Below are 16211 nucleotides of genomic sequence, written 5' to 3' on the forward strand. Positions count from 1 at the left end.
TTTAATCGCTTTCATTATATCACGATTTATCATTTTAGTAAAACGTTAGCATAACTTTCTGAAAAAGCTTGAAATGAAATGGATTCTATAGTCTTGAACCCCTTAGGGAAACATGCTATACTACCTATATGATTATTTTACAAGCCAATAAAATTGAACGTTCTTTTGCAGGCGAGCTTTTGTTTGATAATATAAACCTGCAAGTAGATGAACGAGACCGAATTGCTCTTGTTGGGAAAAATGGTGCAGGAAAGTCGACTCTGTTGAAGATTTTAGTTGGAGAAGAGGAGCCAACTAGTGGAGAAATCAATAAGAAAAAAGATGTTTCTCTGTCTTACCTAGCCCAAGATAGCCGTTTTGAGTCTGAAAATACCATCTACGATGAAATGCTCCATGTTTTTGATGATTTACGTCGAACGGAGAGACAACTACGTCAGATGGAATTGGAAATGGGTGAAAAGTCTGGTGAGGATTTGGATAAACTGATGGTGGATTATGATCGTTTGTCAGAAAATTTCCGTCAGGCTGGTGGTTTTACCTACGAAGCTGATATTCGAGCGATTTTAAATGGTTTCAAGTTTGATGAGACTATGTGGCAGATGAAAATTGCTGAGCTTTCAGGTGGTCAAAATACCCGTCTGGCACTAGCCAAAATGCTCCTTGAAAAGCCAAATCTCTTAGTCTTGGACGAACCAACCAACCACTTGGATATTGAAACCATTGCCTGGCTGGAGAATTACTTGGTGAACTATAGCGGTGCACTTATCATTGTCAGTCACGACCGTTATTTCTTGGACAAGGTTGCAACAATTACGCTCGATTTGACCAAGCATTCTTTGGATAGATATGTCGGAAATTACTCTCGTTTTGTTGAACAAAAAGAGCAAAAGTTAGCAACTGAGGCAAAAAATTATGAAAAGCAGCAGAAGGAAATCGCTGCTCTGGAAGACTTTGTCAATCGCAATCTAGTACGAGCTTCAACGACCAAACGTGCCCAATCTCGGCGTAAGCAACTGGAAAAAATGGAGCGTTTGGACAAGCCAGAAGCTGGTAAGAAATCAGCCAATATGACCTTTCAGTCTGAGAAAACGTCGGGTAATCTTGTCCTGACCGTTGAAAATGCAGCCATTGGTTATGATGGTGAAATATTGTCAGAGCCAATCAATCTCGACCTCCGTAAGATGAATGCTGTTGCCATCGTAGGACCAAATGGTATTGGGAAGTCAACCTTTATCAAGTCAATAGTAGACCAGATTCCTTTTATCAAAGGAGAGAAGCGTTTTGGAGCAAATGTTGAGGTTGGTTACTATGACCAGACTCAAAGCAAGTTAACACCTAGTAATACTGTATTAGATGAACTCTGGAATGATTTTAAACTGACGCCAGAAGTTGAAATCCGTAACCGCCTTGGCGCTTTCCTCTTCTCAGGGGATGATGTTAAAAAGTCAGTCGGGATGCTGTCTGGTGGCGAACGAGCTCGTTTGCTTCTTGCTAAACTTTCAATGGAAAATAATAACTTCCTGATTTTGGACGAGCCGACCAACCACTTGGATATTGATAGCAAGGAAGTGCTAGAAAATGCCTTGATAGACTTTGATGGAACCCTTCTGTTTGTCAGTCACGACCGTTACTTTATTAACCGTGTAGCCACTCATGTCTTGGAATTGTCTGAGAATGGCTCAACCCTCTACCTGGGAGACTATGACTACTATGTTGAAAAGAAGGCAGAAGTAGAAGTGAGTCAAGCTGAGGAACTCTCTACTAGCAATCAAGCAAAAGAAGCAAGTCCTGTTAATGATTATCAAGCTCAGAAAGAAAGTCAGAAAGAAGCCCGCAAGCTCATGCGTCAAATCGAGAACTTGGAGGCTGAAATCGAAACGTTAGAAAACCAAAGTCAAGCTATCTCTGAACAGATGCTGGAAACCAACGACGCTGAAAAGCTCATGAAATTGCAGTCTGAGCTGGACAAAATCAGCCATCGTCAGGAAGAGGCTATGCTTGAGTGGGAAGAATTATCGGAGCAGGTGTAAGAAATGGAACATCTTGGAAAGGTATTTCGTGAATTTCGAACAAGTGGGAAGTACTCCTTGAAAGAGGCGGCAGGTGAATCATGTTCAACATCTCAATTATCTCGCTTCGAGCTTGGGGAGTCTGACCTAGCGGTCTCACGTTTCTTTGAGATTTTGGATAACATTCATGTCACAATCGAAAATTTCATGGATAAGGCAAGAAAATTTCACTATCATGAACATGTTGCCATGATGGGACAAATTGTACCCCTTTACTACTCAAATGATATTGCAGGTTTTCAACAGCTTCAAAATGAACAGCTCAAGAAAGCGAAGAGTTCGATCAATCCCCTCTATTTTGAGCTGAATTGGATTCTGCTACAAGGTCTGATTTGTCAAAGAGATGCTAGTTACACGATGAAGCAGAGTGATTTGGAAAAGGTAGCAGATTATCTTTTTCAAACAGAAGAATGGACCATGTATGAGTTGATTCTTTTCGGGAATCTCTATACTTTCTACAATGTGGACTATGTGGCTCGGATTGGCAGAGAAGTCATGGAGCGAGAAGACTACTATAAAGAAATTGGTCGGCATCGTAAACTCGTTTTGATTTTAGCTCTTAACTGTTACCAGCATTGTTTGGAGAACCGTTCCTTTACGGATGCGGACTATTTTGAGGGCTATGTGGAGAAGTTGATTGGAAATGGTATCAAGCTTTATGAGCGTAATATTTTCCATTATCTAAAAGGCTTTTCCTTGTACCAAAAAGGACAGTGTAAAGAAGGCTGTAAGCAGATGAAAGAGGCCATGCGTATTTTTGACCTACTAGGTCTTCCAGAGCAAGTGGCTTACTATCAGGAACATTATGAAAAATTTGTAAATCCTTAAATTTCCCAAATAAGGGAAAATCGAAGAGACTCCTTTCAGTTTTGATACAATAGTTTCAAAATTTGAGAGGAGCTTTTTATATGAATCGACATGCAATCCAGTTGATTAGTCGTGCGGCTATTAATAAGATAGGAAATATGCTCTATGATTATGGAAACAGTGTTTGGTTGGCATCAATGGGAACGATAGGACAGACTGTTCTTGGGATTTATCAAATTTCCGAGTTAGTTACATCCATTCTAGTCAATCCCTTTGGCGGAGTGATTTCAGACCGCTTTTCGCGTCGCAAAATTTTGATGACGACAGACTTGATTTGCGGTATTCTCTGTTTAGCCATTTCTTTCATCAGAAATGATAGCTTGATGGTCACTGCCTTGATTTTTGCCAATATTGTGCAGGCGGTTGCCTTTGCATTTTCTCGTACCGCTAATAAAGCCATTATAACGGAGGTTGTAGAGAAAGACGAGATTGTAACCTATAATGCTCGCTTAGAGCTCGTTTTGCAGGTTGTAGGCGTTAGCTCCCCTGTACTTTCTTTCATCGTTTTACAATTTGCCAGTCTCCATATGACGCTCGTTTTAGATGCCATTAGTTTTTTCATCGCATTTACATTAGTAGCTTTTCTCCCCAAAAAAGAGACTCAGGAACAAGAGAAAAAGACTTTCAGTTGGAAAAATATTTTTGCTGATATGAAGGCTGGACTACACTATATTTGGCACCAGAAGGAGATTTTTTTCCTTTTGTTAGTAGCTTCCAGTGTTAATTTCTTTTTTGCAGCTTTTGAATTTCTTTTCCCTTTTTCAAATCGACTTTACGGGGTAGAAGGAGCTTATGCAAGTATTTTGACTATGGGTGCTATTGGTTCGATTATCGGAGCTCTTCTAGCTAGTAAAGTAAAGGCAAGTGTTTATAATCTTTTGATTCTATTGGCCTTGACTGGAGTTGGAGTTTTTATGATGGGGTTACCACTGCCAACTTTTCTTTCCTTTTCTGGAAATTTAGTTTGTGAACTGTTTATGACGATCTTTAATATTCATTTTTTTACTCAGGTTCAAATCAAGGTTGATGGGGAATACTTGGGGAGAGTACTAAGCACCATTTTTACATTAGCCATCCTATTTATGCCGATTGCCAAAGGCTTTATGACAGTGCTACCAAGTGTTCATCTCTCTTCTTTCCTGATCATTGGAAGCGGGGTTATTGCCCTGTCTTGTTTATCCCTCTTTTATGTGCGAAGTCATTTTAAAAAAGACTCATAACTTCACTATCTTTAGAAAATATTTCAATACTAACCATTTTTCAGTCCTTCTCTATTGTGAGGAGGGCTTGATTTGTGGTAAAATGGTTTTATGAATGAAAGAATGAATGAGTTAGTTGCCTTACTCAACCGCTATGCAACCGAGTACTATACAAGTGACAATCCCTCGGTTTCAGATAGTGAGTATGATCGCCTCTACCGAGAGTTGGTCGAGTTGGAAGCTGCCTATCCAGATCAAGTTTTAGCAGATAGCCCGACCCATCGCGTTGGTGGTAAGGTTTTAGATGGTTTTGAAAAATACAGTCATCAGTATCCTCTTTATAGTTTGCAGGATGCTTTTTCACGTGAAGAGTTAGAAGCTTTTGATGCGCGTGTTCGTAAAGAGTTAGTCCATCCCACTTATATCTGTGAGCTAAAAATCGATGGTTTGTCTATCTCGCTAACTTATGAAAAGGGGATTTTGGTTGTCGGTGCGACACGTGGGGATGGTTCTGTTGGTGAAAATATCACAGAAAATCTCAAGCGTGTCAAGGACATTCCTTTAACCCTGCCAGAAGAACTAGATATTACCGTTCGTGGAGAATGTTACATGCCACGCGCTTCCTTTGATCTGGTCAACCAAGCTCGCCAAGAAAATGGAGAGCCTGAGTTTGCTAATCCTCGTAACGCAGCAGCAGGCACCTTGCGTCAGTTGGATACGGCAGTAGTTGCCAAACGCAATCTTGCGACTTTTCTCTATCAAGAAGCTAGTCCGTCAACTCGTGACAGCCAAGAAAAGGTTTTGAAGCACCTAGAACAACTTGGATTTGTGGTCAATCCTAAACGAATATTGGCTGAAAGTATGGATGAAATATGGAATTTTATCCAAGAAGTAGGACAGGAACGGGACAATCTGCCTTATGATATCGACGGGGTGGTAATCAAGGTCAATGACCTTGCAGGTCAAGAAGAACTCGGTTTTACCGTTAAAGCACCTAAGTGGGCAGTAGCTTACAAGTTCCCTGCTGAGGAAAAAGAAGCTCAACTCTTATCAGTTGATTGGACAGTTGGTCGTACGGGTGTCGTGACTCCAACTGCAAATCTAACACCAGTACAACTAGCTGGAACAACTGTTAGCCGTGCGACACTGCACAATGTAGATTATATCGCCGAAAAGGATATCCGCAAAGACGATACGGTTATCGTCTATAAGGCTGGAGATATCATCCCTGCTGTTTTACGCGTGGTAGAGTCCAAGCGTATTTCTGAAGAACAACTAGATATTCCGACTAATTGTCCAAGTTGTGACAGTCACTTGCTTCACTTTGAAGATGAAGTGGCTCTTCGTTGTATCAATCCAAGATGCCCTGCCCAAATCATGGAAGGTTTGATTCACTTTGCTTCTCGAGATGCCATGAATATTACAGGACTTGGTCCATCTATCGTTGAAAAGCTTTTTGCTGCCAATTTAGTAAAGGATGTGGCGGATATTTACCGTTTGAAAGAAGATGATTTCCTCCTTTTGGAGGGCATCAAGGAAAAGTCTGCTTCTAAACTGTATCAGGCTATTCAAGCATCTAAGGAAAACTCTGCTGAAAAGCTCTTGTTTGGTCTGGGAATTCGCCATGTCGGAAGTAAAGCAAGTCAGCTCTTGCTCCACCATTTCCACTCTATTGAAAATCTAGCCCAAGCAGATTCAGATGAAGTGGCAAGTATCGAAAGCTTGGGTGGTGTGATTGCCCAAAGCCTTCAGACCTATTTTGCTACCGAAGGATCTAAAATTCTCTTAGATGAGCTGAGAGAAGCTGGAGTCAATCTGGATTACAAAGGACAGACAGTAGTGGCAGATGCGGCCTTGTCAGGTTTGACAGTAGTTCTGACAGGAAAATTGGAACGTCTCAAACGCTCAGAAGCAAAAAGCAAACTCGAAAGTCTTGGTGCCAAAGTCACAGGCAGTGTATCCAAGAAAACAGATCTTGTCGTAGCAGGAGCCGATGCGGGCAGTAAACTTCAAAAAGCACAAGAACTAGGTATCGAAGTTCGCGATGAAGCTTGGCTAGAAAGTTTGTAAAGAATAGTTGAGAACTAGGTGTTAGATAGTCTCAAACTGTCTCTCCTGATGTGTTTTGACATGGTTAAAATCTGTTGTCCATCGTGATGAAATGCCAACTGAATCCATCAGAATCAAATAAAATTAAAATAGAAATTAGAAATTAGGAAAAAACATGTACAATTATCCCGTTCTTCTCCATTTTCATAGAAAAAATGGAGATTATGCAGCTTGCTCATTTAGCACAGACCGAGATGAAAACAAAAACTCTTTAACTTCAGAGACCACTTATTTTGGTCTTCAGTTTTCTTTTACCGTGACCAGTCAGGAAAAGGTGGATAGTTTCACCTTCAAAGCTGAGATAGATGGTGTATTAAAAGAATATCTTGTACGTTTTAACTACTATCCCTTGCTAACAGAAGCATGGATTTTAGAGGGCGACGAGACGGTTTATTATTCTGAAAATCCAGCCATTGCTAGTCCTTACTACAAAGATCAAAATCCATTTGCCTTTGATAAAGCCATCCATAGCGCAAGCTTTGATCACCACTGGGGCTACCAAGGAGAACTAGGTTACAGCCTTTCAGATTATCAGACAAGCTTTAAACTTTGGGCTCCAACAGCTACAGCTGTTCAGGTGGTTGTCTATGAAAACACTAGTAACGATGCACCGATTTGGAAAACCTTTAATCTAGAGCGTGGTAATAGCTATTCATATAGTCATAAGTACAATACCATTGGTGTGTGGAGTCTAGACTTAGATGAAAATCTTGCTGGTAAGGCTTATCAGTATCAAATTGAATTTCCTCACCACCAGACTTTGACGAGAGATCCTTACACAACTGCAACAAGTCCTGACGGGAAACGTTCTGTAATTCTTTCTCATCAGGACAGACAAGTAGAAAGATTTAAAGTCAAACATGGGACAGAAGCGCCATGGCGTTTGGAGAATCCATGTAAAGCAGTTATCTGTGAAATGCATATTCGAGATTTTACCAAATCGCCTACATCTGGTGTTCCTGAAGAACTCCGCGGAACCTTCTTGGGTGCTGCTCAGACTGGAACAGTTAACCAGTACGGTCAAGCAACCGCCTTTGACTATATTAAAGAACTTGGTTGCAACTATGTTCAACTTCAACCCATCTTTGATCGTCATAAGGAATATGATCAGGATGGAAATGTAACCTATAACTGGGGTTATGATCCTCAAAACTACAACGCACCCGAAACGAGCTTCTCTAGCAATCCAGATGATCCTGGACAAGTTATTCGAGACCTCAAGACCATGATTCAGGCTTATCATGATGCAGGAATCGGTGTCATTATGGATGTCGTTTACAACCATACCTTTTCAACGGTTGATGCGCCTTTCCAGACAACTGTTCCAGATTATTACTACCGCATGAACCGAGATGGAACTTTTCAAAACGGTACGGGAGTAGGAAATGAAACTGCAAGTGAACACGAGATGTTCCGCAAGTATATGATTGATTCCATCCTTTATTGGGTGAAAGAATACAATATTGACGGTTTCCGTTTCGACTTGATGGGCATTCATGATGTCAAAACTATGCAGGCAATTCGTTGGGCACTGGATGAGGTCGATCCGCGTATTCTCACTTATGGAGAAGGCTGGGATATGGGAACAGGTCTTGCTCCTTATGACAAGGCTAAGAAGGATAACGCCTATCAGATGCCAAATATAGGTTTCTTCAACGATAATCAGCGTGATGCGATCAAAGGAGGAGAAGTTTATGGAGCAATCAAATCAGGATTTGTGAGTGGTGCTGCTACAGAACCAATCGTCGCCAAGGCTATTCTTGGTAGCCGAGAGTTGGGATCTTATCTCAGTCCAAACCAAGTTCTCAACTATGTTGAAGCTCATGACAATTACAATCTTCATGACTTGCTAGCAACCCTTCATCCTGATAAGAGTTCCGACCAGATTATGCGCAAGGTTGAGACAGCGACAGCTATGAATCTTCTCATGCAAGGAATGGCCTTTATAGAACTAGGTCAAGAGTTTGGTCGAACTAAGTTGGTTCCAACTGGTGAACATGGAGAACTAACTCCTGCAGACCGAGAACGTGCTATGAATAGCTATAATGCTCCGGACAGTGTTAACCAAGTCAACTGGGATCTGATCAATGAACGCCAAGACAGCATTGAGTTTATTCGTCAGATTATCCGCCTAAAAACGCAAATCAGTGCCTTCTCTTATCCAACATATGAAGAAATTTACCGTCATGTCTTTGTCCATACAGCTGCTGAGAATAGCGGGTGGATTGTTTATGAGATTCACGGTGGAGCAGAGCACTTATTGGTGGTATTCAATGCTAAGGGAACCTCCTTCTACTTTGAAAATGCAGGTAAGCTTGAAATGTTCCTTACCAACAGTCGTTCAAAACAAGAAAATGTTATTGATGATATTAGTGTCGCAGTTTTAAAAGTGCTCTCATAAATTAATGTAGTAAAAAGGGTTAGATTATCTAATCCTTTTTGTCATTTATGAGGTTTTTAATGAAGAGTAGAATTAAGATTCAAATAATTTGAAGGATCAAGATTGTGAAAAAAATCTCAATTTTTTTCACAAAAAGGGTTGTAATTTTCTGAAAATTTGATAAAATAAGTCTTAATAATTTTCAGGAGGAAGAAAATTGGCAAGATATCAGAATTTAGTAAATGGAAATTGGAAATCATCTGAAAAGGAAATTACAATCTATTCACCCATTAATCAGGAAAAGCTGGGGACAGTACCAGCTATGAGTCAGGCTGAAGTAGATGAGGCTATGAAAGCTGCGCGTGCAGCTCTCCCAGCATGGCGTGATTTAGCACCAGTTGAACGTGCAACCTATTTACATAAGACAGCAGATATTTTGGAACGCGATAAAGAAAAAATTGGTACAATTCTTGCCAAAGAGGTTGCTAAAGGGATAAAAGCAGCCATTGGAGAAGTAGTACGTACAGCAGATTTGATTCGTTTTGCTGCAGAAGAAGGTCTCCGTATCACTGGACAAGCAATGGAAGGTGGCGGTTTTGAAGCTGCAAGTAAAAACAAACTAGCCGTTGTCCGTCGTGAGCCAGTTGGTGTCGTTTTAGCTATCGCGCCATTTAACTATCCAGTTAACCTTTCTGGATCTAAGATTGCCCCGGCTTTGATTGCAGGGAATGCCGTCATGTTTAAACCGCCAACACAAGGATCTATCTCAGGTCTGTTATTAGCCAAGGCTTTTGATGAGGCAGGTATTCCAGCAGGAGTATTTAATACGATAACTGGACGAGGTTCTGAAATCGGTGACTATATCATTGAACACAAAGAAGTTAACTTTATCAACTTTACTGGCTCGACTCCAATTGGTGAGCGAATCGGTCGTTTAGCTGGAATGCGTCCTATCATGCTTGAACTTGGTGGGAAAGATGCAGCTATTGTTCTCGAAGATGCAGACTTGGAACACGCAGCTAAACAAATCGTCGGTGGAGCCTTTAGCTATTCAGGACAACGTTGTACTGCCATCAAGCGTGTCTTGGTTGTGGAAAGTGTAGCGGATAAATTGGCTGAATTACTTCAAGCAGAAGTTGCTAAGCTAACCGTTGGTGACCCATTTGACAATGCTGATATCACACCTGTTATTGATAATGCTTCAGCTGACTTCATCTGGGGATTGATTCAAGATGCGCAAGGTAAAGGTGCCAAAGCGCTCAGTCCAATCAAACGTGAGGGCAATCTCATTTGGCCAGGACTTTTTGATTATGTCACAAGAGATATGAAATTAGCTTGGGAAGAACCGTTTGGTCCTGTTCTGCCAATTATCCGTGTTTCCGATGCAAATGAAGCGGTAGCAATTGCCAATGAATCTGAGTTCGGTCTTCAATCATCCGTATTCACAAATGATTTTAAAAAAGCGTTTGAAATCGCTGAAAAACTTGAAGTCGGTACTGTTCATATTAATAATAAAACGCAACGTGGGCCAGATAATTTCCCATTCCTTGGGGTCAAAGGATCTGGTGCTGGTGTGCAAGGGATTAAATACAGCATTGAAGCAATGACAAATGTCAAATCCATTGTTTTTGATGTGAAATAATCTATAAAATCAGGAAAAGGGCTTCCTGGTTTTATTTTTTTCAAAAAATTACAGTTTAAAATTGATAAAAAACGAATATTCTGGTATTATAATAAAAAAATATATGGAAATTATTCTTTTCTCTCTGAAATGAGTGAAAGCTAAGTTAAGATAATTTTTCCAAAATTTTCAAGATATTTTTTAAGAAATTCCGTAAACTGCTTGAAAGTTCTTTTAAAAGATAGTATAATAGAAATATAGAAAACGCTTACAAAAAGAAAGGGGATTGAATGAATAATCAAGAAGCATTGAGAACCTTCACTACTGGAGAAAATTTTCATCTTCAGCACTATCTAGGAGCACATAAAGAGGAAAAAGACGGAGAAATTGGTTTTACTTTCCGTGTTTGGGCACCTAACGCTCGGGCTGTGCACTTAGTTGGTGATTTTACAAACTGGACAGAACACCAAATTCCTATGGTACGGAATGAATCGGGTGTTTGGGAAGTCTTCACAAGTCTGGCTCATGAAGGGCAGATTTATAAGTATCATATCACGCGTGCAAATGGGCACCAGATTATGAAAATTGATCCATTGGCGGTTCGTTTTGAGGCTCGCCCAGAGACTGGAGCCATCCTGACTGATATTCCAGAGAAAAAATGGAAAGATGGTCTTTGGCTAGCTAGGAGAAAACGCTGGGGATTTTTTGAGAGACCAGTCAATATTTATGAAGCCCACGCTGGATCTTGGAAGAGAAATCCAGATGGTAGTCCATACAGCTTTGCACAACTTAAGGAAGAACTCATTCCATACCTTGTTGAGATGAACTACACTCACATCGAGTTTATGCCTTTAATGGCTCACCCACTTGGATTGAGTTGGGGCTACCAGCTTATGGGTTACTTTGCTATGGAGCACTCTTATGGGCGACCAGAGGAATTCCAAGATTTTGTTGAGGAATGTCATTTAAACAATATCGGTGTAATTGTGGATTGGGTTCCAGGTCATTTTACCATCAACGATGACGCTCTAGCTTATTATGATGGAACACCGACTTTTGAATACCAAGACCACAATAAGGCCCATAACTATGGTTGGGGAGCTCTTAACTTTGACCTTGGGAAGAATGAAGTCCAGTCCTTCTTGATTTCTAGCATTAAATTCTGGATTGACTTTTATCATTTAGACGGTATTCGAGTGGATGCAGTTAGCAATATGCTCTACCTAGACTATGATAATGCTCCTTGGACTCCAAACAAAGACGGTGGCAATCTCAACTACGAAGGCTACTATTTCCTTCAACGTTTGAACACAGTTATCAAGTTGGCTCATCCAGATGTGATGATGATTGCAGAAGAAAGTTCATCAGCAACAAAGATTACTGGTATGAAAGAAATGGGCGGTCTTGGCTTTGACTACAAGTGGAATATGGGCTGGATGAATGATATTCTCCGTTTCTACGAGGAGGACCCTATCTATCGTAAGTATGATTTTAACTTGGTAACCTTCAGCTTCATGTACGTTTTCAATGAAAACTACCTCTTACCTTTCTCACATGATGAAGTCGTGCATGGTAAGAAAAGCATGATGCACAAGATGTGGGGTGATCGCTACAATCAATTTGCAGGTTTGCGAAATCTCTACACTTATCAAATTTGTCATCCAGGTAAGAAACTCTTGTTCATGGGAAGCGAGTATGGTCAGTTCTTAGAGTGGAAGTCAGAGGAACAGCTAGAATGGTCTAACTTGGAAGATCCAATGAATGCTAAGATGAAGTACTTCACTTCTCAACTCAATCAGTTCTATAAAGAACACCGTTGCCTTTGGGAAATTGACACCAGTTACGATGGCATCGAAATTATCGATGCGGATAATAGAGATCAGAGTGTCCTTTCCTTTATTCGTAAGAGTAAAAAGGGTGAAATGCTAGTCTGTGTCTTTAATATGGCGCCTGTTGAACGAAAAGACTTTACAATCGGACTTCCTGTCGCAGGAGTTTATGAAGAAGTTTGGAATACAGAATTGGAACAATGGGGTGGTGTCTGGAAAGAATACAACCAAACGGTTCAAACTCAAGAAGGATTATGGAAGGATTATGAGCAGACCTTGACCTTTACCTTGCCAGCTATGGGAGCAAGTATTTGGAAGATTAAACGTCGCTTGAAACCAACTAAAACTGTCACAAATAAAACCCAAAAAGGAGTAGAAAATGAAGAATGAAATGCTAGCTTTGATCCTTGCCGGTGGGCAAGGAACACGTCTCGGAAAACTCACTCAAAGCATTGCCAAACCAGCAGTGCAATTCGGTGGGCGCTACCGTATCATTGACTTTGCGCTTTCAAACTGTGCTAACTCTGGGATTCACAACGTCGGTGTTATTACGCAATACCAACCTCTTGCCTTAAACAACCATATCGGAAATGGTTCGAGCTGGGGACTAGATGGTATTAACACAGGTGTTTCTATTCTTCAACCCTACTCTGCAAGCGAAGGAAATCGTTGGTTTGAAGGGACTAGTCACGCTATCTACCAAAACATTGACTACATCGACAGTGTTAATCCTGAATATGTTCTGATCCTTTCTGGTGACCACATCTATAAGATGGACTACGATGATATGCTTCAGTCCCATAAGGATAACAATGCCAGCTTGACAGTAGCTGTTCTAGATGTGCCCTTAAAAGAAGCTAGCCGTTTTGGTATCATGAATACAGATGCCAATAACCGTATCGTTGAATTCGAAGAAAAACCTGCGCAACCTAAGTCTACAAAGGCTTCTATGGGAATTTATATTTTTGACTGGAAACGACTTCGCAATATGCTTGTTACTGCTGAAAAGAGCAATGTGGATATGTCAGACTTTGGTAAAAACGTTATCCCTAACTATCTCGAGTCTGGTGAAAGTGTCTATGCTTATGAATTTAATGGCTACTGGAAAGACGTTGGTACCATCGAATCACTCTGGGAAGCTAATATGGAGTACATTTCCCCAGAAAATGCCTTGGATAGTCGTAATCGTCAATGGAAAATTTACTCAAGAAACTTGATCTCACCACCCAACTACTTTGGTGCGCATGCACACGTTGAGGATTCATTGGTCGTGGATGGCTGTTTTGTAGATGGAACGGTTAAACGTTCGATTCTTTCAACAGAAGCACAAGTACGTGAAGGTGCGGAAGTCGTTGATTCTGTCATCATGAGTGGGGCTATTATTGGCCATGGAGCAAAGATTACTCGTGCTATTATTGGTGAAGGTGCTATTATTGCAGACGGCGTAGAGATTGACGGAACGGATGAAGTACAAGTAGTAGGATATGATGAAGTAGTGGGGGTAGCAACAGATGAAGATTGATAAATATTCAGCCATTTTAGGAAACACAGTTGGTTTTCATGATATGTCAACTTTGACAGATCATCGTCCAGTAGCCAGCTTGCCTTTCGGCGGGAAATACCGTTTGATTGACTTCCCCCTTTCTAGCCTTGCAAATGCTGGTGTTCGTAGTGTCTTTGGAATTTTCCAACAAGATAATATCAGTTCAGTCTTTGACCACATTCGTTCAGGACGTGAGTGGGGCTTATCTACCCTTCTCAGTCACTACTATCTAGGAATTTACAATACTCGTGTTGAAAGTAGCACAGTTGGGAAAGAATATTACCAACAGCTTCTCACTTATTTGAAACGTTCAGGGTCAAATCAGACGGTTGCACTTAACTGTGATATCGTGGTGAATATTGACCTCAATCAAGTATTCCATTTACATACTACTGCTGGTCGTCCAATTACAGTTGTTTATAAGAAATTACCTAAAAAGGATATTTCAGATGTTAATGCCATCTTGGAAGTGGATGAAACAGACCGTGTTCTTTCTCATAAACTTTTTGATGCCAAATCAACAGATGAACTTTTCAACATGTCTACAGATATATTCGTCGTTGATACTCCGTGGTTGATTAAGCGTTTGGAAGAAGAAGTTCAAAAAGAATACCCAGAAAAATTACGCTATGTTTTACGTGAGTTGGCAGCTAAAGAAGGTGCTTTTGCTTATGAATACACTGGCTACCTAGCCAATATTCACTCTGTTCAATCCTATTATCAATCCAATATTGATATGCTGGAGTCTCAAAAATTCTACTCTCTCTTCTCACCTAACCAAAAGATTTATACCAAGGTTAAGAATGAAGAACCAACCTACTATGCGAATACTTCAAAAGTAAGTACTTCTCAGTTTGCTTCTGGTAGTATCATTGAGGGTGAAGTAGTTCAGTCAGTCCTATCTCGTAACATTTATGTTCACAAAGATAGTGTGGTGAAAGACAGCATTTTATTCCCTCGTGTTGTGATTGGCCAAGGTGCCCAAGTTGAGTATGCAATCTTGGACAAAGGGGTTGAAGTTGCTGACGGTGTCGTTATTCGCGGTACTGCAGAACACCCAGTTGTAGTCAAAAAAGGCGAAAAAGTTACAGAGGATATTCATTCATGAAAATTTTATTCGTAGCAGCAGAGGGTGCGCCCTTTTCAAAAACAGGTGGTTTGGGAGATGTCATTGGCGCTCTTCCCAAATCACTGGTAAAGGCAGGGCACGAAGTTGCGGTTGTCTTACCTTACTATGACATGGTAGAGGCTAAGTTCGGCGACCAGATTGAGGATCTTCTCCACTTTGAAGTGAGTGTAGGATGGCGTAGACAGTACTGTGGTATTAAGAAGACCGTCTTGAATGGTGTTACCTTCTACTTCGTAGACAATCAAACGTATTTCTTCCGAGGTCATGTTTACGGAGATTTCGATGATGGTGAACGTTTTGCCTTCTTCCAACTGGCTGCTCTTGAAGCCATGGAGCGAATTGATTTCATTCCAGATATTCTCCATGCCCATGATTATCACACCGCTATGATTCCTTTTCTCTTGAAGGAAAAATACAGATGGATTCAGGCATATCAAGGAATCAGAACTGTTTTAACTATTCATAATTTGGAATTCCAAGGTCAATTTTCTGAAGGAATGTTGTGGGATTTGTTTGGAGTCGGTTTTGAACGTTACGCTGATGGGACCCTTCGTTGGAATGATTGTCTAAACTGGATGAAGGCTGGTATCCTATACGCGGATCGTGTCTCAACCGTATCGCCTAGCTATGCACATGAGATTATGACTAGCCAGTTCGGTTGTGGTTTGGATCAGATTCTTCGCATGGAGTCAGGTAAGGTTTCAGGTATTGTCAATGGTATTGACGCAGATCTTTATAATCCTCAAACAGACCCACTTTTAGATTGTCATTTTGATAAGGAAGATTTGTCTGGAAAAGCACAAAACAAAGCAAAATTGCAAGAGAGAGTTGGTCTACCTGTGCGAGCAGATGTTCCTCTAGTTGGGATTGTCTCTCGGTTGACCCGCCAAAAAGGCTTTGATGTTGTCGTAGAGTGTTTGCATCGTTTCTTGCAAGAGGACGTTCAAATCGTTCTTTTAGGGACAGGTGACCCGGCTTTTGAACATTCCTTCTCCTGGTTTGCGCAAGTCTATCCTGACAAACTATCAGCAAATATCACTTTTGACGTCAAACTGGCTCAAGAAATCTACGCAGCTTGTGACCTCTTCCTCATGCCAAGCCGTTTTGAACCATGTGGCTTGTCACAAATGATGGCTATGCGCTACGGAACTCTACCTTTGGTTCATGAGGTTGGCGGATTGCGTGATACAGTACAATCCTTCAATCCGATCGAAGGAACTGGTACTGGATTTAGCTTTGACAATTTAACACCATACTGGCTTAACTGGAGTTTTCAAACAGCCTTGGATGTTTATAAGTACCAGCCAGACGTTTGGAAAAATCTACAAAAACAAGCTATGGAATGCGATTTCTCATGGGATACAGCCTGCAAGTCTTATCTTGATTTGTACCATAGTCTAGTCAACTAATAGATAAAATCGTATGATTCTTTCATACGATTTTTGGGCTATTTAGAGAAGAGGAG

Annotated in this window: 10 protein-coding genes; all 10 read left to right on the plus strand. The window is 40.8% G+C overall.

The genetic code is table 11. From position 1 onward, the window contains the following. Positions 1-128 precede the first annotated feature (128 nt). The 10 genes from HF881_RS00895 to glgA all read left to right on the plus strand — a co-directional run bounded on the left by HF881_RS00895 (position 129) and on the right by glgA (position 16155). Positions 129-2030, plus strand: coding sequence for an ABC-F family ATP-binding cassette domain-containing protein (locus tag HF881_RS00895; protein WP_169446061.1), 1902 nt, complete (start codon positions 129-131; stop codon positions 2028-2030). A 3-nt stretch (positions 2031-2033) separates the two neighbouring features. Then, positions 2034-2897: a MutR family transcriptional regulator gene (locus HF881_RS00900; protein ID WP_169446062.1), complete on the plus strand. Its 864-nt coding sequence runs from the start codon at positions 2034-2036 to the stop codon at positions 2895-2897. Positions 2898-2977: 80 nt separating this feature from the next. Then, the gene (locus HF881_RS00905) at positions 2978-4156 is read left to right on the plus strand and encodes an MFS transporter (RefSeq protein ID WP_169446063.1); all 1179 of its coding nucleotides are present in this window, start codon (positions 2978-2980) and stop codon (positions 4154-4156) included. Between the two features lie 90 nt (positions 4157-4246). Then, a complete protein-coding gene (ligA, locus tag HF881_RS00910) occupies positions 4247-6205 on the plus strand; it encodes an NAD-dependent DNA ligase LigA (RefSeq protein ID WP_169446064.1) in 1959 nt (652 codons plus the stop codon). A gap of 154 nt (positions 6206-6359) precedes the next feature. After that, entirely contained in the window at positions 6360-8645 is a 2286-nt protein-coding gene (pulA, locus tag HF881_RS00915; RefSeq protein ID WP_169446065.1) for a type I pullulanase, read from the plus strand. Positions 8646-8841: 196 nt separating this feature from the next. After that, a complete protein-coding gene (locus HF881_RS00920; protein ID WP_169446066.1) occupies positions 8842-10266 on the plus strand; it encodes an NADP-dependent glyceraldehyde-3-phosphate dehydrogenase in 1425 nt (474 codons plus the stop codon). Positions 10267-10535: 269 nt separating this feature from the next. Then, positions 10536-12464 (plus strand): 1,4-alpha-glucan branching protein GlgB, encoded by a 1929-nt coding sequence (gene glgB, locus HF881_RS00925; protein WP_169446067.1) that lies wholly within the window; start codon positions 10536-10538, stop codon positions 12462-12464. Further along, positions 12454-13596, plus strand: coding sequence for a glucose-1-phosphate adenylyltransferase (locus HF881_RS00930; RefSeq protein WP_169446068.1), 1143 nt, complete (start codon positions 12454-12456; stop codon positions 13594-13596). Before glgB ends, HF881_RS00930 begins: the two co-directional genes overlap by 11 nt. Further along, positions 13586-14725 carry a glucose-1-phosphate adenylyltransferase subunit GlgD gene (gene glgD, locus HF881_RS00935; RefSeq protein WP_169446069.1) on the plus strand — a complete coding sequence of 380 codons (1140 nt, stop codon included), beginning with the start codon at positions 13586-13588 and terminating at the stop codon, positions 14723-14725. Before HF881_RS00930 ends, glgD begins: the two co-directional genes overlap by 11 nt. Further along, positions 14722-16155: a glycogen synthase GlgA gene (gene glgA / locus HF881_RS00940; protein WP_169446070.1), complete on the plus strand. Its 1434-nt coding sequence runs from the start codon at positions 14722-14724 to the stop codon at positions 16153-16155. Before glgD ends, glgA begins: the two co-directional genes overlap by 4 nt. Positions 16156-16211: the final 56 nt, after the last annotated feature.

The organism is Streptococcus sp. WB01_FAA12, from assembly GCF_012843315.1.
GTDB lineage: Bacteria > Bacillota > Bacilli > Lactobacillales > Streptococcaceae > Streptococcus.

Coding starts and splice junctions, on each gene's coding strand:
- glgD (WP_169446069.1), top strand. CDS start 13,586: ATGAAGATTGATAAATATTCAGCCATTTTAGGAAACACAGTTGGTTTT.
- HF881_RS00900 (WP_169446062.1), top strand. CDS start 2,034: ATGGAACATCTTGGAAAGGTATTTCGTGAATTTCGAACAAGTGGGAAG.
- HF881_RS00905 (WP_169446063.1), top strand. CDS start 2,978: ATGAATCGACATGCAATCCAGTTGATTAGTCGTGCGGCTATTAATAAG.
- glgA (WP_169446070.1), top strand. CDS start 14,722: ATGAAAATTTTATTCGTAGCAGCAGAGGGTGCGCCCTTTTCAAAAACA.
- glgB (WP_169446067.1), top strand. CDS start 10,536: ATGAATAATCAAGAAGCATTGAGAACCTTCACTACTGGAGAAAATTTT.
- pulA (WP_169446065.1), top strand. CDS start 6,360: ATGTACAATTATCCCGTTCTTCTCCATTTTCATAGAAAAAATGGAGAT.
- HF881_RS00895 (WP_169446061.1), top strand. CDS start 129: ATGATTATTTTACAAGCCAATAAAATTGAACGTTCTTTTGCAGGCGAG.
- HF881_RS00930 (WP_169446068.1), top strand. CDS start 12,454: ATGAAGAATGAAATGCTAGCTTTGATCCTTGCCGGTGGGCAAGGAACA.
- ligA (WP_169446064.1), top strand. CDS start 4,247: ATGAATGAAAGAATGAATGAGTTAGTTGCCTTACTCAACCGCTATGCA.